This is a genomic window from Holophagales bacterium (assembly GCA_016699405.1).
Lineage (GTDB): Bacteria > Acidobacteriota > Thermoanaerobaculia > Multivoradales > JAGPDF01 > JAAYLR01.
Window position 1 is genome coordinate 575,566 of record CP064972.1, and the last position, 20,712, is coordinate 596,277.

15 protein-coding genes are annotated in these 20,712 nt (G+C 71.8%); 9 read left to right on the forward strand and 6 right to left on the reverse strand.

Translation table 11 applies throughout. The annotated features are described in order from the left end of the window. Nucleotides 1-121 precede the first annotated feature (121 nt). A complete protein-coding gene (locus IPJ17_02440; GenBank protein ID QQR74472.1) occupies nt 122-1,312 on the forward strand; it encodes a pyridoxal phosphate-dependent aminotransferase in 1,191 nt (396 codons plus the stop codon). A 44-nt stretch (nt 1,313-1,356) separates the two neighbouring features. On the opposite strand, the gene IPJ17_02445 is transcribed toward IPJ17_02440, so the two are convergent. After that, entirely contained in the window at nt 1,357-1,554 is a 198-nt protein-coding gene (locus IPJ17_02445) for a hypothetical protein (protein ID QQR74473.1), read from the reverse strand. A 124-nt stretch (nt 1,555-1,678) separates the two neighbouring features. On the opposite strand from IPJ17_02445, the gene IPJ17_02450 reads away from it, so the two are divergent. Together IPJ17_02450 and IPJ17_02455 are read left to right on the forward strand one after the other, a co-directional pair. Continuing rightward, nucleotides 1,679-3,211, forward strand: coding sequence for an Hsp70 family protein (locus tag IPJ17_02450; GenBank protein QQR74474.1), 1,533 nt, complete (start codon nt 1,679-1,681; stop codon nt 3,209-3,211). A 148-nt stretch (nt 3,212-3,359) separates the two neighbouring features. Next, nucleotides 3,360-5,369, forward strand: coding sequence for a S9 family peptidase (locus IPJ17_02455; protein ID QQR74475.1), 2,010 nt, complete (start codon nt 3,360-3,362; stop codon nt 5,367-5,369). A gap of 469 nt (nt 5,370-5,838) precedes the next feature. Here the strand turns inward: IPJ17_02455 and IPJ17_02460 are convergent, their stop codons facing one another. Together IPJ17_02460 and IPJ17_02465 are read right to left on the reverse strand one after the other, a co-directional pair. Continuing rightward, complete coding sequence (locus IPJ17_02460; GenBank protein ID QQR74476.1) at nt 5,839-6,558, reverse strand: hypothetical protein; 720 nt, start codon at nt 6,556-6,558, stop codon at nt 5,839-5,841. A gap of 171 nt (nt 6,559-6,729) precedes the next feature. Then, nucleotides 6,730-9,129 carry an immune inhibitor A gene (locus IPJ17_02465; protein QQR74477.1) on the reverse strand — a complete coding sequence of 800 codons (2,400 nt, stop codon included), beginning with the start codon at nt 9,127-9,129 and terminating at the stop codon, nt 6,730-6,732. Nucleotides 9,130-9,281: 152 nt separating this feature from the next. On the opposite strand from IPJ17_02465, the gene IPJ17_02470 reads away from it, so the two are divergent. From IPJ17_02470 to IPJ17_02485, 4 genes are all read left to right on the forward strand, one after another. After that, on the forward strand, nt 9,282-9,944 hold the full coding sequence (locus tag IPJ17_02470) for a CDP-alcohol phosphatidyltransferase family protein (GenBank protein QQR74478.1): 663 nt from the start codon (nt 9,282-9,284) through the stop codon (nt 9,942-9,944). Then, the gene (locus IPJ17_02475) at nt 9,941-10,603 is read left to right on the forward strand and encodes a 1-acyl-sn-glycerol-3-phosphate acyltransferase (protein ID QQR74479.1); all 663 of its coding nucleotides are present in this window, start codon (nt 9,941-9,943) and stop codon (nt 10,601-10,603) included. The genes IPJ17_02470 and IPJ17_02475 overlap by 4 nt, the downstream gene beginning before the upstream one ends. Next, complete coding sequence (locus tag IPJ17_02480) at nt 10,600-11,547, forward strand: phosphatidate cytidylyltransferase (GenBank protein QQR74480.1); 948 nt, start codon at nt 10,600-10,602, stop codon at nt 11,545-11,547. The genes IPJ17_02475 and IPJ17_02480 overlap by 4 nt, the downstream gene beginning before the upstream one ends. A gap of 72 nt (nt 11,548-11,619) precedes the next feature. After that, nucleotides 11,620-14,040: a hypothetical protein gene (locus tag IPJ17_02485; protein QQR74481.1), complete on the forward strand. Its 2,421-nt coding sequence runs from the start codon at nt 11,620-11,622 to the stop codon at nt 14,038-14,040. A 36-nt stretch (nt 14,041-14,076) separates the two neighbouring features. Here IPJ17_02485 and IPJ17_02490 read toward each other — a convergent pair whose 3' ends face one another. The 3 genes from IPJ17_02490 to IPJ17_02500 form a co-directional block, all read right to left on the reverse strand. Next, entirely contained in the window at nt 14,077-14,640 is a 564-nt protein-coding gene (locus tag IPJ17_02490; protein QQR76068.1) for a hypothetical protein, read from the reverse strand. Between the two features lie 163 nt (nt 14,641-14,803). Then, nucleotides 14,804-15,628: an NYN domain-containing protein gene (locus IPJ17_02495; protein ID QQR76069.1), complete on the reverse strand. Its 825-nt coding sequence runs from the start codon at nt 15,626-15,628 to the stop codon at nt 14,804-14,806. Between the two features lie 956 nt (nt 15,629-16,584). Further along, nucleotides 16,585-17,043, reverse strand: a complete 459-nt coding sequence (locus IPJ17_02500; protein ID QQR74482.1) for a hypothetical protein — start codon at nt 17,041-17,043, stop codon at nt 16,585-16,587. A 74-nt stretch (nt 17,044-17,117) separates the two neighbouring features. On the opposite strand from IPJ17_02500, the gene IPJ17_02505 reads away from it, so the two are divergent. After that, nucleotides 17,118-17,735, forward strand: a complete 618-nt coding sequence (locus tag IPJ17_02505) for a UbiX family flavin prenyltransferase (protein QQR74483.1) — start codon at nt 17,118-17,120, stop codon at nt 17,733-17,735. A 119-nt stretch (nt 17,736-17,854) separates the two neighbouring features. Beyond that, nucleotides 17,855-20,689 (forward strand): hypothetical protein, encoded by a 2,835-nt coding sequence (locus tag IPJ17_02510; protein QQR74484.1) that lies wholly within the window; start codon nt 17,855-17,857, stop codon nt 20,687-20,689. The last annotated feature ends 23 nt before the right edge of the window (nt 20,690-20,712 follow it).

Sequence of the window (20,712 nt, forward strand, 5' to 3'; positions counted from 1 at the left end):
ACGGCGACCCGGCGGCGAAGCCCTGCCGCGTCGCCGCCATCGCCGCATCGCCGCATCGCCGATTTTCGCGGTTGCGGCATTCCCTGTAGGCTCCGCGGGAACGGACGGCAAGGGAGGTCCCATGCGACGGCAGAAGAGCCTGATCGACGAAATCCCGCTCGGCGGCATCGTTTCGGTGCGCGACCGGCTGTTGGAGATGCAGGCCAAGGGGCATCCCATCCTTCGCCTCGAGTCCGGCGATCCCTCCTTCGACATTCCGCCCCACGTGCGCGAGGCGATCGAGAAGGCGCTGCGGGACGGCCAGACCCACTACACCGCCGGAGCCGGCATCCCGCCGCTGCGGCGCGCCATCGCCGACAAGCTGCGGCGCGACAATCGCATTGCCATCGACGGCCCGGAGCGCGTGCTGGTGACCAACGGAGCGATGCACGCCCTCTACATCGCCTTCCGCGCGCTCGTCGAGCAGCCCGGCGACGAGATCATCGTCCCCGACCCGACGTGGACCGAGACGGCCGACAACGTGCGGCTGGCGGGCGGCGCCGTGGTGCGCTGCCGTCTCGACCCGGCGCGCGCCTGGAGCCTGGTGCCCGAGCGGATCGAAGCGCTGGTGACGCCGCGCACCCGAGCGATCGTGCTCAACACGCCGCACAACCCGACGGGCGCCGTGCTCGATCGGCCGACTCTTGAGGGGATCCTCGCGGTGGCCGAGCGACACGACCTCTGGGTGGTCTCCGACGAGGCCTACGAGACGGTGCTCTTCGACGGGCGCGAGCACCTGTCGATCGGCTCGCTCCCGGGCGCCGAGCGCCGCGTCGTCAGCATCTTCTCGATGTCGAAGTCCTACGCGATGAGCGGCCTGCGGGTCGGCTACGTGGCGGTCAACGACGACCTGTTGATCGAGCGGATGGCCAAGCTCCTGCGCTGCACGATCAACGGCGTCAACTCCGCCACCCAGCACGGCGCGGTCGCCGCGCTCGACGGCCCGCAGGAGGCGACGCGCGAGATGACCCGGGTCTACCAGCAGCGGCGCGACGTGCTGATGGCCGGCCTGCGGCAGCTTCGCCACCTCGAGGCGTTCACTCCTCAGGGCGCCTTCTACGTCTGGGCGCGGATCGCCGATTCCTGGCCGGGACACGACGGCCAGCGCGACGGCTGGGCGATGACCCACTCGCTGATCGACCAGGCGGGCATCGGCAGCGCCCCCGGCGAGGTCTTCGGCCCAGCCGGTGCCGGCCACCTGCGCTTCGCTTTCTCCTGCTCGACCGAGCAGATCGAACGGGCCGCGGCCCTTCTGCCGGGGCTCGGGCTCTAGGCCGGGAGGCCGGCGCGAGCCGCAGCTCCCTGCCGCCGTCCGCCTCAGTCGTGATGCTCGGCCGGCGAGAGCCGCTCGGCACCGGGAAGGACGCCGACCAGGCGTTGCGGGTCGTGGATCAGCACCGGCAGGTGCTGCGGGCAGATGTGGAGCGTCTCGCCGCGGAAGGCGAGGACGACGAGCGGGGTCTGGTGCTCGTCGCGATGGCAGAAGAGACAGACCTTCGGGGCGGCGGCGACCATTCGGTTCTCCTCGGGTTCTCCGACGCGCCCGAGGCTATCCGACCGGTCCGCGGTCGACCATGACGGGGATCAGCCCCGGCGCCTCCGAGGCTCCCGCGGCAGGGCGATAGACTCCCGGTTCAGCATGCGCCTGGGCATCGACTTCGGGACCACCCACACGGTGGCCGCGCTCGTCGATCGCGGGAACTATCCCGTGATCGGCTTCGAGTGGGGCGACACCTTCCCGTCCGTCGTCGCGGTCGCCGAAGCGGACGGCGCCCTGCGCTTCGGCCCCGACGCCCTGGCCGCGGCCGAGCAACCTGGGTGGCGGCTGGTGCGGTCGTTCAAGCGCCTGTTGGGCGAGGTCGGCCCGCAGTCGCGGATCGAAGTCGCCGGGCACCGCTTCGCCCTCGCCGAGATCCTCGCCGGTCACTTCGCTCGCCTCCGCGACGAGATCCGCGAACGCTCGACCGCGGCGGGAGAGGGCGACCGCGAGCTCGTCGTGGCCCTCAGCGTGCCGGCGCACGCCTCCTCCGACCAGCGCTTCCTCACCCTGACCGCGGCCCGCGAAGCCGGCTTCCAGGTCGAATCGGTCCTCAACGAGCCGTCGGCGGCGGGTTTCGAGTACGCCCATCGCTACCGCCGCACCTTCACCAGCCGGCGCGAGCACGTGCTGGTCTACGACCTCGGCGGCGGAACGTTCGACGTGTCGCTGATTCACATGGCCGGCCTGGCGAACGAAGTGGTCGCGACCGCCGGCGTCGCCCGGCTGGGCGGCGACGACTTCGACGCGTGCCTCGCCGCATGGGTCGCCGAGCGCGCGGGACTGGGCACGGTCCGCGGCGGCGCGCGCGAGACGCTGGTCGACGAGGTTCGCCGCCAGAAGGAGCGGCTCACCCCACAGAGTCGGCGATTCGTCGTCGATCTCGCCGGGCTCGACCGGGAGGACGTCGCGCTGCCGGTCGACGACGCCTACCAGGCCTGTCGCGAGCTCGTCGAGCAGACGGTCGAGCGGGTCGAAGAGGTCGTCGCGGTCGCCGCGTGCCGCGCCGGCGTCGGGTGGGAGGAGATCGCCAGCCTCTACGTGGTCGGCGGTGCGAGCTCTTTCCCGCCGGTGCTGCGCCAGCTGCGCGAACGTTACGGCGAGAAGCGCGTCCGGCGCTCGCCCCACCCGTATGCGGCGACGGCGATCGGCCTCGCCTGCACGCTCGACGACGCTTCGGGCGTCGTGCTGCGCGACCTGCTCTCGCGCACCTTCGGTGTGTTTCGCGAGTCCGCAGGCGGACACGGCATCGCCTTCGACCCGATCTTCGAGCGTGACACGCCGCTCCCGGCCACCGGCGGCGGCCGGCTCGAGGTGGTGCGCCGCTACCGGGCGGCGCACAACCTCGGACACTTCCGCTATCTCGAGTGCGGCCGCTTGCGCGACGGCGTGCCGGACGGCACCGTGGCGCCGTGGGACGAGATCCGCTTTCCGTTCGACCCGGCGCTGCGCGAGCGGGGCGACCTCGCCGCGGTCCCGGTCGTCCGGCTCCCCGGCGAGGGGCCGTGGATCGAGGAGCGGTACGACTGCACCGCCGCCGGGACGTTCCGCGTCATCCTCACCTGCCTCGACGACGGGTGGTCGCGCCGCTACGAGCTCGGCCGACGCGGCGACGCCGTCGCGCGATTCGACTGAAGCGAAGACCCGGCGAGCCGCCCGGATCCGCGGGACGGACCAGACCGGCCGGCAACCCTCGGCGGTCGCGGGCCGTACCACCCTCTCAGCCGTTCCTGGTCGAACCTTGCCCCGACGGCCGTCGGCGGGGCCACTCCCGGAGGTCGCGATGTCCCGATCGAACCGAAGACTCCCCTTGGCGCTGGTGGCCTGCCTAGCCCTGCCGTTCGCGGCGGACGCGCAAGCTCAGTCCCCCGCTCCGCCGTCGAGCTACAGCGGCCACGGAGCCGACAGCCTGTCGCGCGAGACGATCCAGAAGTACGCACCGAAGCCCCTGGCTCCCGACGTCTCGCGCCGCATCCAACAGGCGCTCGACCTGCGCTCGCCGGGCGGCGGGCAACTCTCGCCCGACGGCACGCATCTCTATTTCGGCTGGTCGATCACCGGCACGCCGCAGATCTGGCGTCTCGATGCGCCCAAGGCGTTCCCCCTCCAGATGACCGGCGGCGAAGACCGCACCGGCCTCTCGGCCGTCGCTCCCGACGGCTCCTTCCTCGTCGTCTCGCGCGATCGCGGCGGCCAGGAGGACCCCGGGCTCTACCTCCAGCCGGCCGGCGGTGGGCCGCTCCGGCTCGTCCAGCACGAGAAGGGATCGCGCGCCTTCCTCGCCTTCGTCGCCGAGGACTCGAAGTCGCTCGTCTTCTCTGCCAACGACCGCGAACCCGGGAGCTACGCCGTCTACCGCTTCGAGATCGCCTCCGGCAAGAAGGAGCTCCTCGTCGGCGAGCCCGGGCTCTGGTCGGTCGAGGACCGCCGCGAAGAGGGCGGCAAGCTGCGGCTGCTCCTCTCGAAGGCGCTCGGCTCGCGGCAGCAGGAGGTCTACGAGTGGGCCGACGGCAAGCTCGAGCCGCTCTTCGGCCAGGGCGAGACGGTCGAGTACGACGTCGCCTACGGACCACGGCCCGGCGAGGTGCTGGTGCGCACCGACAAGCTCGGCGAGTTCCGCCGCCTCTACCGGTGGACGCGCGCGAAGGGGCTCGAACCGCTCACCCCCGAGAAGCGGGCCGAGGTCGCCGGCTTCGGCCTCGACCGCGTCCGGCAGAAGCTCTACGTGGTCTGGAACGACGGCGGCTACTTCCGCACCCAGGCGTTCGACGCGACGACGCTCGCCGAGCTTTCGCTCCCCGCCTTCCCCGGTGCCGACTCGGTGACGCCGGGCTCGTCGACCCCGGACGGCCGCTTCGTCATCCTCGGCGTCGAGACGGGCACGGCGCCGCGCGCGAGCTACGTCTGGGACTGGAAGACGAAGAGCCTCGTCCAGTGGACCGTTCCTTCGACCCCCGAGGTCGACACCTCGACCTTCGCCGTCGATCGGCTCGAGCACTATCCGGCTCGTGACGGCACGTCGATTCCCATCTTCGTCCGCTACCCGACCGGTTGCGACCCGCAGAGCGGCGCGCCGAAAGGTCCGTGCCCGGTAATCGTCGACTTCCACGGCGGTCCCGAAGGACAGGCCACCCCGGGCTTCTCGCCGATCGACCAGCTCTGGATCGACGCCGGCTTCGTCTACGCCCAGCCGAACGTGCGCGGCAGCGACGGCTACGGCAAGAGCTGGCTCGACGCCGACAACGGGGCGAGGCGCCTGGCGGTGCTCTCCGACATCGAGGACGCGGCGACCTACTTCCGCAAGGGGTTGGCGAAGGACGGCAAGGCGCCGAAGCTCGGCGTCACCGGCGGCAGCTACGGCGGCTACTCGACGCTCGCGGCGATGACGATCTTCGCCGGCGCCTACGACGCCGGGGCCTCGATCGTCGGCATTAGCAACCTCGAGACGTTCCTCAAGAACACCGCGCCGTACCGCCGCCGCCTGCGGACCTCCGAGTACGGCGACCCGGACAAGGAGCCCGAGGTGCTGCGCAAGCTCTCGCCGTTCAACTTCATCGACCGCGTGAAGGGACCGCTGCTCATCATCCAGGGGGTCGACGACCCGCGCGTGCCGGTGGGCGAGGCGATCCAGATGCACGAGGCGATGCAGGCCAAGGGGCTCCCGTCCGAGCTGATCCTGCTCGAGGGCGAAGGGCACGGCGCCGCGCGGCGCTCGAGCCAGGTCGTGCAGTTCGGACACGTGCTGCGGTTCTTCGAGGAGCACCTGCTCGGGAAGAAGGCCGCCACGCCGTAAAGAACGGTGCCCATCTCTCCGGCCATCCGCGTCACCCCGTTCTCGGGAGGGGGGCCGCGGGTGGCCGGACGGAGGGCTCCCGTCCCCGCGCGGAGCACGGATCGGGAAACGAGGCCGACTCCGGGAGGATCCTCCCCGGCGAGCACGGCGACGGGACGCCGGCCGGACAGGACCCGCGGCAGGGGCGCACTGCCTCCCCCCGGGCCGACGAGGGCTCCTCCTCCGCGGGCCTCGTCGCTCTTCCGGCCGTCCCATCGACGGGCTCCCCACCCTGCCCCCGCCCACGCATGACGACGTCCATCGGGAGAGGGCCGCGGGTGGCCGGACGGAGGGCTCCCGTCCCCGCGCGGAGCACGGATCGGGAATCGAAGCCGACTCCGGGAGGATCCTCCCGGGCGAGCACGGAGACGGGAAACCGGCCGGACAGGACCCGCGGCGGGGGCGCGTCATCCCGCGCCGCAGAGACGCTTCACGAGATCGTGGACGGCGGTGCGTCCGCGATCGGCGTGCCGCCGCGTTCGAGATAGAGGCGGTAGAGCTGCGCGTAGAGGTGAGCCTGCACCAGGAAGACCAGTGCCATCGCCGGGAAGATGCCGACGAAACAGCAGAGCATGCCGAGCGCGAAGAGCGCGATGGCGATCCCGGCCATTCCGAAGTGACACGCCACCGAAGCCCAGCCGACGCGGCGCCAGAAATCCCGGCAAAATGCGACGTCGTAAGCGGCGGCGATGTCCTCGAGGTGCGCCGCCCGCAACCAGAGCGGCGCGACGAGGGAGGCGACGCCGAGCGCCACGGTGGCGATCAGGAGTGTACCCGCCACCAGCACCGCGGCGAGCAGCGGTCCGGGGTGCGCCTCTGGGCGAGCCGCCGTGGCACCGACGAGGGCGGTGACCAGGCCGAGGCCGGCAATGCCGGCGAAGAGGAGAGGGAGCAACGCCACACTCGCCGCCAGACCGACGAGGAAGAGGCGCAGCCCCGTCATCAGGTAAACGGTGAGTGCGCTCAGATCGAACGGTCTCACCTGCTCTCGACCCGGAGCGCGTCCGAGCTCGACGGCAACGGCGGCCTGGTAGCCGTTCGCAGCGATCGGGCCCACCATGGGAACCAGGGAAGCCACCGCCAGGCAGAGCAGCGTGATCGGCCAGTCCTTCTGCTCGAAAACCCAGCTGACCGATCGCCGATAGCGCATGGTTCCCTCCAGGGAAGACCGAATCTCGACTCGACGAGGGCCGAACGGCGTCGTGGCCGTCGGTCTCGCTGCGAGCGCCGACGAGCGGCGGGGTTCGAATCCCGTCGCCGAGTCTAGAGCAGCGCGATTCGGCCGCGACCCGCTTGCCCAGCGCGACCGGCGCGCCGACCGCTACGGTGCGGCGTAGCTTCCGTTCCAGCGACCGAGGGTACCGGCTTCGAAACCGTCGCCGAACGGCAGACCGGGTGCCGCGGCGGAAATCTCGATGTCGTCGACGTACCAGCCGTCGAACACCTGGCTCGAGTCCGAGGTGAGACGGAAGCGGACGCGCGCCTGCGCGGCGCCGGCGAGCTCCGGTACGCTGAGCCGGACGGCACCCCACGTCGACTGCGTCCCCGTGTAGCGCGCCTTCTCGGTCCAGGTGCTGCCGCCATTGGTCGAGACCTCGACCAGGCCGAAGTCCCACGAGCTCTCGAGGGCGTAGCGGTGCCAGAAGGCGATCTCGACGCCGGTGCGGCCCCTGAGGTCGACGATCGGCGAGGTGAGCGAGGTGTTGACGTTGTTGCCGTAGTTGCCGGACGGCGAGTCGGTCCAGCTGTGGGTCGGGCTGTGCGCGCTCGCCGTGGTCTGCGCCCAGGGCGACTGCGCCGTCCAGCCTCCCGTGCCGCTCTCGACATCGTCGGCAAACGGCGCCGGGAAGAGCGTGAAGTCGCGTTGCACCGGCGGCCCGGAGGCCAGGGTGACCCCGCTGGCACTGGCACTGCCGAAGCCGAAGCGCGTCGCGGTGAGGTCGTAAGTGCCCGGCGGGAGATCGAGACCGTAGGCTCCGGTGCCGGCATCCGACGAGGTGGCGAAGCTCCCGGTGGTGATGCTGGCGGCGAGCGGCGCGCCGTTCGATCCGTTGTGCACGGTGCCCTCGACGTGCGGCACCGTTCCCGGCGCGAAGACCCAGAAGAAGAGCGCGGTGACGGGACCCCAGTTGTTGCCGGCATCGCGGGCGCGCAGGTAGGCGAAGTGCCGTCCGACGCCGAGCGCGGTCGTGTCGATGCTGCCCACGATCGCCTCGGAATTGGCGTTGAACGTCCCGTCGCCCGGGGCCATCGCCACCGGCGCAGCGCCGGCCGACCAGGGCGGGGTGTCGACGTAGAGCTCGGCGGCGGCGATCGCCTGCCCTTCGGTCGGCCCCCCGGTGGCGGTGCCGTAACGGGTGTCGTCGGCCCGCGCGGCCACCGCGAGCAGGTCGCCGGCGGCGGCGACCGGATCGGGGAAGGCGGCCTCGACGACATCGGGCCCGGCCGAGAGGCGGTAGGGCGCACGCGCGGCGCGCGCCGCGTAACGCAGCATGGCGTGCGAGGCCGGCAGCACGCCCGCCTCGAAGCTCGCACAGCTCTCGAAGAAGGCGGTGCCCATCTCCCAGGTGTAGGCGGGGATGCCGAGGACGCCGTAGAGGTAGTCCTTCGTCGAGCCGTCAACCGGGTAGAGGCTGCCGAGTTGCGCCGGGTAGCCGGAGAGGTAGCCCCACTTGCGACCGAGACGGAGGAGCTCGGGACCGTTCGGCGGGTTCGGCGGATCCTGGAAACCGAAGACCGAGAGGATCGCCGGCTGGTAGCTGTGCAGGTCGACGTAGACGCCGATCGTGTCGAGCGAGGCGGGGTCGGTGAGCAGCGGCCCGCGCCAGTCCTGGAAGAGGCCGAGCATGTAGCTCTGCACCGCCTGCGTCTCGGGCTCCGAGCCGGCGGCGTGACCGTGGTAGTCCTCGCCGCAGGGGTCGTTGCTCGAGCCGCCGCAGCAGGCCCACTCGAAGTCGAAGTTGCGGTTGAGGTCGACGCCGTAGGTCGAAGCGCAGCCATCGGTGTTGTTGACGTTCTTGCGCCAGGACGACCCGGTCTCGGCCACCTTGCGACCGTCCGGGTTGGTGTGCAGCACCAGGTGCACCTCGTGGTGGTCGAGCAACCAGGTCGCCTCGGGATCGTTCCCGTACTGGGCGAGCAACCACTCGGCGAAGCGGGTGGCCGCCTCGGCCGTCGTGTACTCGCGGGCATGGATCGCGGCGGTGACGAGCAGCGCCGGCTTCGGGCCCGGGATCGCCGAGTTGGTCAGGCGCAGGACGCGCATGTCGTAGCCCTGCGCGGCGTTCTGTGCCTTCTTCCACGAGTCGCCGATGTCGCTCCAGGTGGCCAGGGTCGGATAGGTGGCAGCGAGACCGGCGGCGGTGGCGAACGTCTCTTCCACCGTGCGGTAGCAGGGGAATCCGGGAATGGTCGTCGTCGCTTCGCCGCGCGGCGCCTCGAGGGCGAGACGAAGCCACCCGGTTCGCTCCTCGTCGATCTCGAGGCGATAGCCCTCGCGTTCGAGCTGGGCGCGCTCCGCGGCGTCCGCTTCGACGAGCGCGAAGCCCTTCTCGGGGTACCAGCCGAGGTGGTCGTGGCGGCGTGCGAGCTCGCGCACCTGGTCGGGGAAGAGTGGGTAGGCACGCACCATGGCGAGCGTCGCGGAATCGGCGGCCGGAAGCGGAGTGACAGCGGCAACGGCCAAGGCGAGCGCCGCCGTGGCCCGGGCGAGGGGAGACAACCGGACTCTCGGGATCACGAATGCGGACAGCAACATCGCCCGCCGAGTCGGGAAAACGGTGTCCAGCCCACCCGCACGGGAGCGCGAGGTGCTTCATTCGTCCGGCCCGCCCCTCCGATCCCGCCCCGATCGGGTGCTACGCTTCGCGATCCATGACCCAGGACCCGGCGCTGCGGCGCCCCATCGCTTCTCGCCGCAGCGCCTGGGCTCGCGCCCTCGCGGCGTTCTTCGTCAGCCGACGAGTGCCGCCGAATGCCATCTCGGTGGCGAGCGTCGTCTTCGCGCTCGGCACCGGTGTGGCGTTCGTCCTCGCCGGGCTGACGACCGGCGGCGGACGGATCGCCTGGCTCGTCGCCGCCGCGTTGCTCGTGCCGGCGCGGCTCGTCGCCAACCTGCTCGACGGAATGGTCGCCGTCGAGGGCGGCCTGGGCGGCAGGAGCGGCGAGATCTACAACGAGCTCCCGGACCGACTCTCCGACACCTTCGCCCTGGTCGGCGCGGGCTACGGCGCGACCCTGGCCGGCGTGACGTGGGGCGACGACGCCGGCTGGGCGGCCGCCCTCGCCGCCGTGCTCACGGCCTACGTCAGGACGCTCGGGGTGGCGGCGGGTGCCCCCGCCGACTTCCGCGGCCCGATGGCCAAGCAGCAGCGCATGGTGACGCTGGCCGCCGCAGCCCTCGCCGCGGCGATCGAGACGGTCACCGCCCAGCCACCGCGCGTGCTACCCGCGGCGCTCGTGCTGATCGCCCTGCTCTCGCTCGTCACCGCTACGCGGCGCACCCTCGCCACCGTGCGCTTCCTCGAGCGGCGATGAGCCATCCGCTCGCTCCGCTCCTGGCGACGCTGGTGCGGCTCTACTGCGGAGCCACCGCGCGCTGGCGCGGCTGCCGCCCCGAGCTTTCGCAGCGCCTCTACGTGGCCAACCACACGAGCCACCTCGACGCGGTGGTGCTCTGGTCGGCGCTGCCGCGCGAGCTGCGCGCGCGCACCCGGCCGATCGCCGCCGCCGACTACTGGAGCCGCGGCCTGCGCCGCTACCTCGCCACGCGCGTCTTCGACGCGATCCTGATCCCGCGCGGCGCCCCCGGGCGCAGCGCGGTGGAAAGGGAGGCGGCGGCGCGAGCGGCGATCGCCGGCACCCTCGCAGGACTCGGGCCCCCGGAAGCGGGGCGCTCGGCGATCCTCTTCCCGGAGGGGACGCGCAGCCCGGACGGCCGTCTGCAGCCGCTCAAGAGCGGCGTCTACCACCTCTGCCGGGAGCGCCCCGGGCTCGAGCTGGTGCCGGTCTGGCTGGAGAACCTCGGCCGCATCCTGCCGAAGGGCGGGCTCGCGCCCGTGCCGTTCGTCGCCAGCGCCACCTTCGGCCCGCCGCTCGCGCTCGGCGAGGGCGAAGCGAAGGATGCGTTCCTCGCTCGCCTGCGCGCGGCGATCCTCGCGCTCGCCGCCGACCCCGCCGCCGGAGGGCTCCGATGATCCACCCGCTCGACCCCGAATTGCTCGCCGCCTTCGGCGGCATTCTCGCCCTGCTGGTTCTCGCCACGCTGGTCGCAGCGCTGCTCGCCCGCCGCGTCACCCGCGAGTCGGCACGCGCCACGGTCGCCAATGCGCAGGCGCGCATCCGCGCCTGGTGGGTGATGGCAGCGATCTTCGCCGTCGCCACCGCCGCGCGGCCCTACGGCTCGCTCCTGCTCTTCGCCCTGCTGTCGTTCCTCGCCCTGCGCGAGTTCGTCACCCTCACACCGACGCGCGACGGCGACCGCACCGCGCTGCTCGCCGCCTTCTTCGTCGTGCTGCCGGTCCAGTACCTCCTGCTCGCCCTCGGCTGGTACGGCCTCTTCGCCATCTTCGTGCCGGTCTACGGCTTCCTGCTCGTGCCGATCCTCTCGGCGCTCGCCGGCGACACCGAGCGCTTCCTCGAGCGCACGGCGAAGATCCAGTGGGGGCTCATGCTCTCGGTCTACTGCGTCAGCCACGCTCCGGCGCTGCTCATCCTCGAGCTGCCCGGCTTCGAAGGCGAGAGCGCCAAGCTGCTGCTCTTCCTGGTCGTCGTGGTGCAGCTCTCGGACGTCTTCCAGTACCTCTGGGGCAAGACGCTGGGGCGGCACAAGATCGCGCCGAGCGTCTCCCCCAACAAGACCTGGGAGGGCTTCCTCGGCGGCGTGGCGACGGCCACCGCGCTGGGCGCCGGGCTCTGGTGGCTCACCCCCTACTCGCCGCGCGCCGCCGCGGCGATGGCGCTCGCCGTCTGCCTGCTCGGCTTCGCCGGCGGGCTGGTGATGTCGGCGATCAAGCGCGACCGCGGCGTCAAGGACTACGGCGAGCTGCTCCCCGGCCACGGCGGCATCCTCGACCGCATCGACTCGCTCTGCTTCTCCGCGCCGGTGCTCTTTCACCTGACGCGCTTCTTCTGGTCGTAGCCACGACGCCGCAGGAGTCGGGCGGGCCGCGGGTTGTAGGGGTAGAGACACCCCTGCCGCCGAGGTGAGAAGATGCCAGCGCTCCCCCACGACCGCGTCCTGCCGTGCACGCCGATCCTCGCTCTCCTGCTCTCGGCGTGGTCGCCGCCGACACACGCGTGTGACGCGCCGCTCTGTTCGGCCGGCTCGGTCGTCGTGCGCGACCGGCTCGGCCAGACGCCGGAGGAGAACGTGCTCAAGCTCTACGGCGCGGCGGTCGATCCGCTGCGGCATCGCCTCTACGTCGCCGGGATCCTGACGCCCGACCTCGCCATCCTCGACACGACGACGAGGCGCTGGATCGGCAACGTGGCCACCGGCGAGAGCGCCGAGTTCCGCTTGAAGTCGCTCTTCGCCGATCCGGAGCGCCACGCGCTCTGGGTGGTCGACACGAGCGTCGACCAGGTGCGGCGGATCGATCTCGGCAGCGGCACGGTCGTCGGGCCCGTCGCCTTCTCCGGGCTCGGCCTCGGCGTCGTCGACCGCGCGCGCGGACGCCTGGTGCTCTCCTCGGCGCAGAGCCCGGGGGTCCAGGCGTTCGACCCGGCGACGCTCGCCGTGGCCTGGAGCTCGAGCGCCTACGGCCCGGGGACCGGGCCGATCGTCTACGACGCCGGCGCCGACGAGCTCCTGGTGCTCGACGGCGCCTCGACCGCCGCGACGCGCGCCATCCATCGCCTGCGCGCCGCCGACGGCGCGCCGCTCGGCGACCTCCTGTACACCGCCGTGGCGGGCCGGCGGGCGGCCGGCCTGGCGCGCGACGAGAGCTCAGGTCGGCTGTTCGTGGCAACTCCCGGGGAGCTCCTCATCCTCGAAGCCAACGGCAGCCGGCGCGCCCTCGTGCCGCTGCCTCCCGGCTACGAGCTCGAGGGGATCGCTCTCGACGAGGAGCGCGGCCAGCTCGCGGTGCTCACCTCGGCGCTGCCGGCGAGCGGAGAGGTGGCGAGCGCCGCCGGACGCCTCTTCTTCTTCGACGCGGCGACCGGTGCGCCGCGCGGCGAAGTCGCCGTCGGGCGCAAGCCGCACCGTGTGGTCTTCGACCCGGACGCCGACGCCTACTACCTGCCGAACGCCGACGCCGGCACGGTCTGGCGGGTCGACGCCGCGACGCCGGGCCCGGCCGAGGCGCTTCGTCTCGGGGACAGTCTCGAAGGGATTGCCCTCGCCGGAGAGCGACTCGTCCTCGACAGCCGGCTCGGCGGAAGCTACCTGACACTCTACGACCCCGCCACTGGGTCGGCGACACCCTTCACCAGCGGCACCTGGCCGTACCCGGCGCTGACCGACCGCGCCGGGAGCCGGCTCTTCGTGCTCGACTTCTGGGACGGCACGCTCTCCCTCTTCAACCTCGGCACCGGCTCGCCGCAGCGCACCGCGACGATCCCGACCGGCCTGCCGCGCGGCACGACCGACCGCCTGCCCGACCTGGTCGTCGACGAGGCGCGGCAGCGCGCCTTTGCCGCCTTCCCCGAGCACGCCAGGATCGCGGTCGTCGATCTCGCCGCCGGCAGCGCCGGCACGCCGCTCGAAGTGCCCGGCGGCCAGGCCGGAGACACCGGCGGCGGCCCGGCGCAGATCGAGCTCGCCCTCGACGCGGCGCGCGGCGTGCTCTACGCCTTCGTGCGCAGCGCGGCGCGCCTGACCGCCTGGTCGCTCGACGGCACGCCCCACACGCTCGCTTCGGCGACGATTCCGAATCTCGACCTCGAAGCGTTCGAGCGCGGGGCCGACCGTCGCCATCTCTTCGTCGACGAGGGGCGCTCGGTGCTCTGGGTCGGACCGCACGAGATCGACGCCAGCTCGCTTCAGCCCACCGGGCGGCGACTCCCGCACGGGGCGCAAGTGCTCGCCGTCACCGCCGACGGCGCCTGGACCTGGAGCTTCGGGACCGAGGGGAGCGGGGCAAGCGAGCGCACCCACGCCTTCCGACTCGACCGGAGCTCGCTCGCGCTCGAGGCCGACGTCCCGCTCGCCACGCGTGGCACGCTCGCCGCCGTGCCGGTCTACGACGTGGCGCACGATCGCCTCTGGGTGGCCGATCAGACGACCACGACGCTGGCGCGCTGGGACGGGAGCGGGAGCGGTGGCCCCGACGATCCGCCGGTGCCCTGCGCGGCGTCCGAGACGACGCTCTGCCTCGGCGCCGGCGGACGCTTCGCGGCGGAGGTCGCGTGGCGCTCGCACGACGGCACGACCGGCGTCGGACACACCCGTCCCCAGTCGACCGACACCGGCACCTTCTGGTTCTTCGACGCCGGCAACCTCGAGCTCATGGTCAAGGTGCTCGACGGCCGCGGGATCAACGGCCACACCTGGGTCTACTACGGCTCGCTCACCGACGTCGAGTTCACCCTCACGATCACCGACACGGAGACCGGCGCACACCGCTCCTACACGAATCCGCGCGGCCAGATGGCGAGCGCCGCCGACGTCGAGGCGTTCGCCACCGAGTGATCGGCGCCGCTCCGTCCCGCGGAAGTCGGGGAGCCGTCAGCGCCGCCGCGCGACGAAGATGGTGAAGTGCGTCCCGGCGCGCTCCGCGCCGCGCGCGCCGTGGACCTCGGTGGCGAAACCGGCCGCGGTGAGCCGGCGCCCGAAGCCGTTGTCCCGCGCTTCCGACCAGATCGCCAGCACACCCCCCGGGACGAGGCTGCGGTGGAGGCGAGCGAGGCCGGCGGGGGAGTAGAGGCGCTCGTTGCGGCGCAGGGTGAAGGCGTTCGGACCGTTGTCGGCATCGAGCAGGATGGCGTCGAACGGCTCGCGGTCGAAGGCGTCCCAGACGTCGCCGGAGACGACGCTCAGCCGCGGATCGTCGAGCGGCCGGCCGGCGAGATCGCCGACCTCGCCGCGATTGGCCGCGAGGACCATCGGCGAGATCTCCCAGACGACGACCGACGCGCCGGCCGGGAGGTTGTCGAGCGCGGCCCGCGCGGTGTAGCCGAAGCCGAGCCCGCCGATGACGACGCGCGGTCGCGACCGGCCGGTCTTCGCCGCGAGCCCGGTGCAGGAGAGGCTGGCGAGCGCGAGCTCCGAGCCGTGCGCGAGGCTCGACATCAGCGTCTGGCCGGAGAGGGTGAGCCAATAGACGCCGGCGCGGCGAGTGAGCGTCAGCTCCTCGTCGTCGGCGGTGCGCTCGCGCGCCAGGAGCTCGACCGGTCGCATGGTTCCTGCGCCAGGCGAGATGGATGATCCTGCTGATCCGCTCGGATCGACGCGCTCAGCGCCGGCCGGCCCAGCCTTCGACGACGTAGGTGCCGGAGCGGCGGTCCTTGCGCAGCTTGATGATGCCGCTGCGCTCGGCGTCCTCGAGCAGCTCGGAGAAGGTCGAGTAGCCGAAGTAGCCCTCGTTGAACGACGGCTTCTTGCGCTTCATCGTCTCCTTGATCATCGAACCCCAGAGGACGTCCTTGTTCTCGCGCATCAGGGCGAGGATGGCGTCGATCATCAGGGCGAAGACCTCGGCCTTCTTCTTGGGGAGCCCGTCGAGCTGCGGCGCCTTCTGCTGGTCCCGCCACAGGTCCTCGTAGTAGAGGAACTCGTCGCAGTTGTCGACCAGCAGCGCCGAGGAAGAGTTCTTCAGCCCGATGCCGATGACGTACTTGTTGTTCTCCTTGAGCTTGGAGACGAGCGGCGAGAAGTCCGAGTCGCCCGAAAGGAGCACGAAGGTGTCGAGGTGCTCCTTGGCGTAGCAGAGATCCATCGCGTCGACGACCATCTTGATGTCGGCGGAGTTCTTGCCGGTCATCCGCCGCTGCGGGATGTCGATCAGCTCGATCGCCGACTCGTGGAAGGCGATCTTGAACTCGCTGTAGCGCTCCCAGTCGGCGTAGGCGCGCTTGACGATGATCTTGCCCTTCTCGAGCAGGCGCTCGAGGACGAGCTCGATGTCGAAGCGCTTGACCTCCGAGTCGCGCACCCCGAGGGCGACGTTTTCGAGGTCGCAGAACATGGCGATCTTGCGCTCTTCGGCGGCGTCCTGCCGGCCGATCGGCGCCACCGCGGCGACCAGCTCGCGGGCGAGCTGCTCGAATCCGGCGGCCATCAGCGCCCCCTCGGACGGCCGCGTGCCCCGCGCGGCCGGCGGCGGCGCGACCGGGGCGGCACTGCTCTCGTCGACCGCTTCGTCGGCCGGGTCGTCGGCGCGCGCCGCGCCTTCGGCGGCACCGTTGCCGCGACCACCGCGCCGGCGTCCCCGGCGGCGGCGCGAGCGGGCGCGCTCGGCCTCGGTGGCCCCCTCCCCTTCTCCGGGCGCGGCGGGTGCGTCGGCCGCGCTCTCTTCGTCGGCGTTGTCGCCGCCGGGCCCGTCGTCCTCCGCCTCGTCCGAGCCGCCGTCGTCGGCGCCCTCGACGGCGGTGAAGATGCGCGTCGACTCCTCGTCGGCGCGCAGCGGCTCCCAGGGGGTGGGAGCGGGCTCGCTCTCGTCGCCGCCGGCCACCGGAGCCTCGGCGGGCTCGGACGGTGTCGTGGCGGGGCGGTCTGCGGGATTGTCTTCGGGACGTCGGAGCCACCAGGGGGTCATCGATCTCTCCAGGAGCGCGCGGAGCGCGTGAGGGGGGAGGCGCCGGCCGCAGGGCCGGCCGCCTGAGCCTCCAGCCTAGCACTCCCCCTTCCCGGACCGACCGCGACGGAGCCATGGCGGGCGGGCGAGGACACCGGGGGGAGCCGCGGGTGGCCGGACGGAGGGCTCTCGTCCCCGCGCGCAGCACGGGTCGAGAAACGAAGCCGACTCAAGGAACGTTGTCCCGGGCGAGCACGGAGACGGGAAGCCGGCCGGACAGGACCCGCGGCGGGGGGGAGCGCGCCCGCCCGGGTCGGTGGTGTCTTCTCCTCCGCGGGGCCCGTCGCTTTTCCGGCCGTCCCACCGACGGGCTCCCCGCCCAACCCCCAAATGTCGATGGGCCCCTCCGGAGACGCGACACCCGCTCCGGAGAAGGCACCGCCGACCCTGCCCCGGCCCTCGCTCCTCGAGAGGCAACTCGGGCGGAGGAGCGGCGCGCGTCAGCCGGCGGCGGTGCCGTTGAACAGCGCGCGCAGGTCGAGCGACGGCGCCTTGGCCTGGCTCGCCAGCTCGACGTAGGTGGCCGCCAACCGGTCCTTGCCGGCGCCGAGGGCGGTGCCGACGAGGCCGAACGCCTCGCCGAGCCCGATCGGCGGGATCTCGGCGACGACGGTGCTCCAGATCGCCTCCTCGAGCACGTTGAAGGCCATCTGCACCTCGGGGAGCGCGAACCCGGCCTCGAAGCGGCCCTGCGCGATTCCCTCGACGTAGTGGAGGAGATCGGTCAGGTTGCGGCGGGCGACCGCGTCGGTGGCGAGGTCGAACAGCTTCTCGAGGCGGGCGCGACTGCGGTCGACGCCGACCGCCTCGTAGCTGGGCAGGTGGGCGCGCGAGAGCGACTCCGTCGCGCGGTCGAGGATCGCCTCGCGGCGGGCGACGAGAAGCTCGGATACGTTCATGGAAAGTCCTCCTGAGGGGGCGGCGAAGCCGCTCCACCCGGAAGTGTAGCGCGCCCGCTGCTACGATCGGCGCGATGACTCCCGCTTCGAGCCGCCTCGCGCTGCTGGTCACCGGGGCTTCGGGCATGCTGCTGCCGAAGCGTTTCCTCGAGCTCGTGCTGGCGCGTCCCGAGGTGGAACGGCTGCACCTGGTGGTCTCGCGCGGCGGCAGCCAGGTGCTCGCCCACGAGCTCGGCCGCAGCGCGAGCGGCGCCGAGGGGCTTCTCGACGCCACGACGCTCGACGCCGCGGCGCGCGCCAAGGTCGAGGTCCACCGCGACAACGAGCTCGACGCGGCGATCTCCTCGGGCTCCTACCGGCTCGCCGGCACGGTGGTGCTCCCCTGCAGCGGCTCGACGCTCGCCTCCTTCGCCACCGGGGCCGGCACGACGCTCGTCGCCCGCGCCGGCGCCGTGGCGCTCAAGGAGCGCTGGCCGCTGCTGCTCGGCTTCCGCGAGACGCCACTTTCGGTCGTCCATCTGGAGAACCTTCGCCAGCTCGCCTGGGCCGGAGCCCTCGTCGTCCCGCCGATCCCCGCCTTCTACCTCGGCGGCGAGGAGCTCTCCCGCTTCGTCGACGCCTATTGCCAGCGCCTGCTCGACCACCTCGGCTTCGCCTCCTCCGCGGCCGACCTGCGCTGGCCGCGGCCCTGACCCGCCGCCGGGTCCACTGCCCACACCCGCCCGTTCGGGCGGCGTCCCGGCGGCGCGAAGCGCTACACTGACCGTCAGTCGTTCCGACGGGCTCGATCGCACCCCTCCCGGAGGCAGCCATGCACCCGCTGGCCTTTGCCGGTCTCCTCGCCCTGGCCGCTGTGCCACCTCCTGGAGAGTCGCCGCTCTTTCCGGCACAGCTGGTGGCGGACCTCGCCGCGCAGCCTTCGCCACATTGGCAGGAGTCCTTCGTTCTTCCGGAATTCGTCGAAGCCGCAGGCATCGTCTACTTCTTCCAAGACGATGGCGTCCACGGCCGCGAGCTCTGGCGGAGCGACGGCACGGCCCTCGGCACCTATCTCGTGCGCGACGTTTGTCCCGGCCAGTGTGGCGCGGAGCCCTGGCCGGAGCACGATGCGATCGCCGCTGCCGGCGGGATCGTCTTCTTCGCCGGCAACGACGGCGTCCACGGCACCGAGCTCTGGGTGAGCGACGGCACCGCGCTGGGCACCCATGAAGTGGCCGACATCCGCCCCGGCAAGCTTTCGTCGGTCCCGGGCAAGTTCCTCGTCGCTTCCGGCCAACTCTTCTTCGCGGCCGACGACGGTGTCCATGGCACCGAGCTCTGGCGCAGCGACGGCACGGCGGCGGGTACGTATCTCGTCGCGGACATCCAACCCGGGCCCGACGGCACCGCGGCCGAGCCGATCGGTGTCGGCCACGGCCTGGTCTATCTGGCAGCGGGCGGGCTCTGGCGAACCGACGGAACCGCGGCCGGGACGTTCCAGCTCGGGCCGATGAGCATCTCGCAAACCCGACATCTCCGCGGCATGCCGTTCGCCGTACTGCCGAACGGGGACCTGCTCTTCTCCGGGACCGTCACGTCGAACGATTGGGAGCCCTGGATCTCCGACGGCACCATCGCCGGTACGCATCCGCTCGTCGACCTGATGCCGGGCTCGGCCGGCTCGGATCCCTGGAGCTTCGAGCTCGCCGGGTCGATGTTGTATTTCACCGCCACGGCGAGCGCGGATCCGAACCGAATCGCTCGTGCTCTGTGGCGAACCGACGGCACGGCTGCGGGAACCATCGAGATCCCGCTTCCTACCGACCTCTCCCTCGAAGGCTGGCCGAGCCCGTTGGCTTGGGCTGGGGGGAAACTACTCTTGATCGCGAATGATCGCGTGCACGGGCCCGAGCCGTGGGTGTTGGATGCCGGGGTTCCTCGAATGGTGCGTGACGTCCGTCCGGGTCCCGAAGGCAGCCTCGCTCCGTTCTCTTTCTACAGCCGGTTCATGCTCGCGACGGTCGGCTCCCGTCTGCTCTTCCTCGCTGATGATGGCGTCGATGGGCTCGAGCTCTGGACGAGCGACGCCACCGAGGCAGGAACAGTGCGGATCTCGAACCTCGCACCAGGAGCCGCGGACGCGCAGCTCGAGGGTCTAGTCGGATACACCAGACATCACGTGCTCGACGGTAAGCTCTACTTCCGCAACTGGTCTGCCACGAGTGGGCAATCGCTCTGGAGAAGCGACGGAACCGCAGCCGGAACGGTAGCGGTCCGCGCGCTCGACCGAGAGAGCTCGGCCTTTTTCCCGACCACGGTGACGCAATGGCTGCCCATCTTCACCGGAGCCGACTGCCGAGCTACGGCGGGCGGCCGACTCGTGTTCGCCGCAGAGACCGAGAACCGAACCCGAAGGGCCGTGTGGGGGACCGATGGAACCGCCGCAGGGACGACGGAGCTCGTGCCCCTCTCGCACCCCGATCTCGGCACGATCTCGGCGAACTGCGCGACATCCGGAACGAACGCCCTCTTCAACGGGCTGTCCGGGACGGACGTGGGTCTGTTCGCGAGCGATGGGACGACCGCAGGAACCCAAACGTTGACGCTCTTCGCGACGCCGGCATATCAGGATTCCCAGGGCAAGGCGTTGGTCCAAGCGGGAGGGAGATGGCTCGGCTCCCGGAGCGACGATGGCGGAGCGGTCTGGATCGAATCCGACCTCACCCCTGCGGGGACCTCGGTCACGTCGGTGTCGCTCTTCTCTCAAGAGCTGGTGCCGTTCGGCGACGGCGTGATCGGCTTCCGCCCGGGGATGACCCGCTCGGCCGACGGCAGCGCGGCGAGCCTCGTCGATCTCCCGCCGGCGAGCGGTCCGCCACTCGAGTGGCCGGACGAGCCCGTGTCGCTGGGCGACAAGCTGCTCTTTCTCGGCGCCAGCTCGGCCGGGGGCCTCGAGCTCTGGCGCACCGATGGCACCTCGCCGGGCACGCTGCCGGTGCTGGACCTCAACCCGGGCCCAGCCTCCGCGTTCTCCGATTACGACGGGGTCTATCCGAGCTCGCCGGCCTTCCCGCGTCACTTGGTCTCTCTCGGCGGCTTCGCGGTGATGGCAGCCGACGACGGCGTCCACGGCACGGAGCTCTGGCGCACGGATGGAACGGTGGCAGGCACGACACTCCTGAAGGACATCTACCCGGGCTCGTACCCGTCGACGCCGCGCGAGCTGGTGCGCGTGGGCGACGTCGTCTATTTCGCGGCGGAGGACGAGCTGCACGGGCTCGAGCTCTGGGTGACCGACGGCACCACGGACGGCACCCACCTCGTCCGAGATCTCGTGCCGGGTGCGGAGTCGTCCGTGCCGCAGGAGCTGACGGAGGTGCGCGGGCGTCTCTACTTCACGGCCTGGCGACCGGCGTGGGGACGCGAGGCGTTTCAGAGCGATGGCACGGAGGCGGGGACCCTGCAAGTCTCCGACGTCTGGCCAGGCTCGGGCTCCTCGAGCCCGTCACGCTTCGCCGCCGTGCGCGACACCCTCTACTTCGCCGCCAACGACGGCGAGCACGGCTTCGAGCTCTTCAAGGTGATCGACCCGACGCTGCTCGACGTCTTCGCCGACGGCTTCGAGGGCGGCTCGCTCGGCGCATGGTCGCGCAGCCTCGCACCCTGACGACGAGCGCAGCGAGAACCCTC

Coding starts and splice junctions, on each gene's coding strand:
- IPJ17_02505 (QQR74483.1), top strand. CDS start 17,118: ATGACTCCCGCTTCGAGCCGCCTCGCGCTGCTGGTCACCGGGGCTTCG.
- IPJ17_02490 (QQR76068.1), bottom strand. CDS start 14,640: ATGTCGAGCCTCGCGCACGGCTCGGAGCTCGCGCTCGCCAGCCTCTCC.
- IPJ17_02495 (QQR76069.1), bottom strand. CDS start 15,628: ATGGCCGCCGGATTCGAGCAGCTCGCCCGCGAGCTGGTCGCCGCGGTG.
- IPJ17_02450 (QQR74474.1), top strand. CDS start 1,679: ATGCGCCTGGGCATCGACTTCGGGACCACCCACACGGTGGCCGCGCTC.
- IPJ17_02480 (QQR74480.1), top strand. CDS start 10,600: ATGATCCACCCGCTCGACCCCGAATTGCTCGCCGCCTTCGGCGGCATT.
- IPJ17_02440 (QQR74472.1), top strand. CDS start 122: ATGCGACGGCAGAAGAGCCTGATCGACGAAATCCCGCTCGGCGGCATC.
- IPJ17_02470 (QQR74478.1), top strand. CDS start 9,282: ATGACCCAGGACCCGGCGCTGCGGCGCCCCATCGCTTCTCGCCGCAGC.
- IPJ17_02455 (QQR74475.1), top strand. CDS start 3,360: ATGTCCCGATCGAACCGAAGACTCCCCTTGGCGCTGGTGGCCTGCCTA.
- IPJ17_02500 (QQR74482.1), bottom strand. CDS start 17,043: ATGAACGTATCCGAGCTTCTCGTCGCCCGCCGCGAGGCGATCCTCGAC.
- IPJ17_02510 (QQR74484.1), top strand. CDS start 17,855: ATGCACCCGCTGGCCTTTGCCGGTCTCCTCGCCCTGGCCGCTGTGCCA.
- IPJ17_02475 (QQR74479.1), top strand. CDS start 9,941: ATGAGCCATCCGCTCGCTCCGCTCCTGGCGACGCTGGTGCGGCTCTAC.
- IPJ17_02460 (QQR74476.1), bottom strand. CDS start 6,558: ATGCGCTATCGGCGATCGGTCAGCTGGGTTTTCGAGCAGAAGGACTGG.
- IPJ17_02445 (QQR74473.1), bottom strand. CDS start 1,554: ATGGTCGCCGCCGCCCCGAAGGTCTGTCTCTTCTGCCATCGCGACGAG.
- IPJ17_02485 (QQR74481.1), top strand. CDS start 11,620: ATGCCAGCGCTCCCCCACGACCGCGTCCTGCCGTGCACGCCGATCCTC.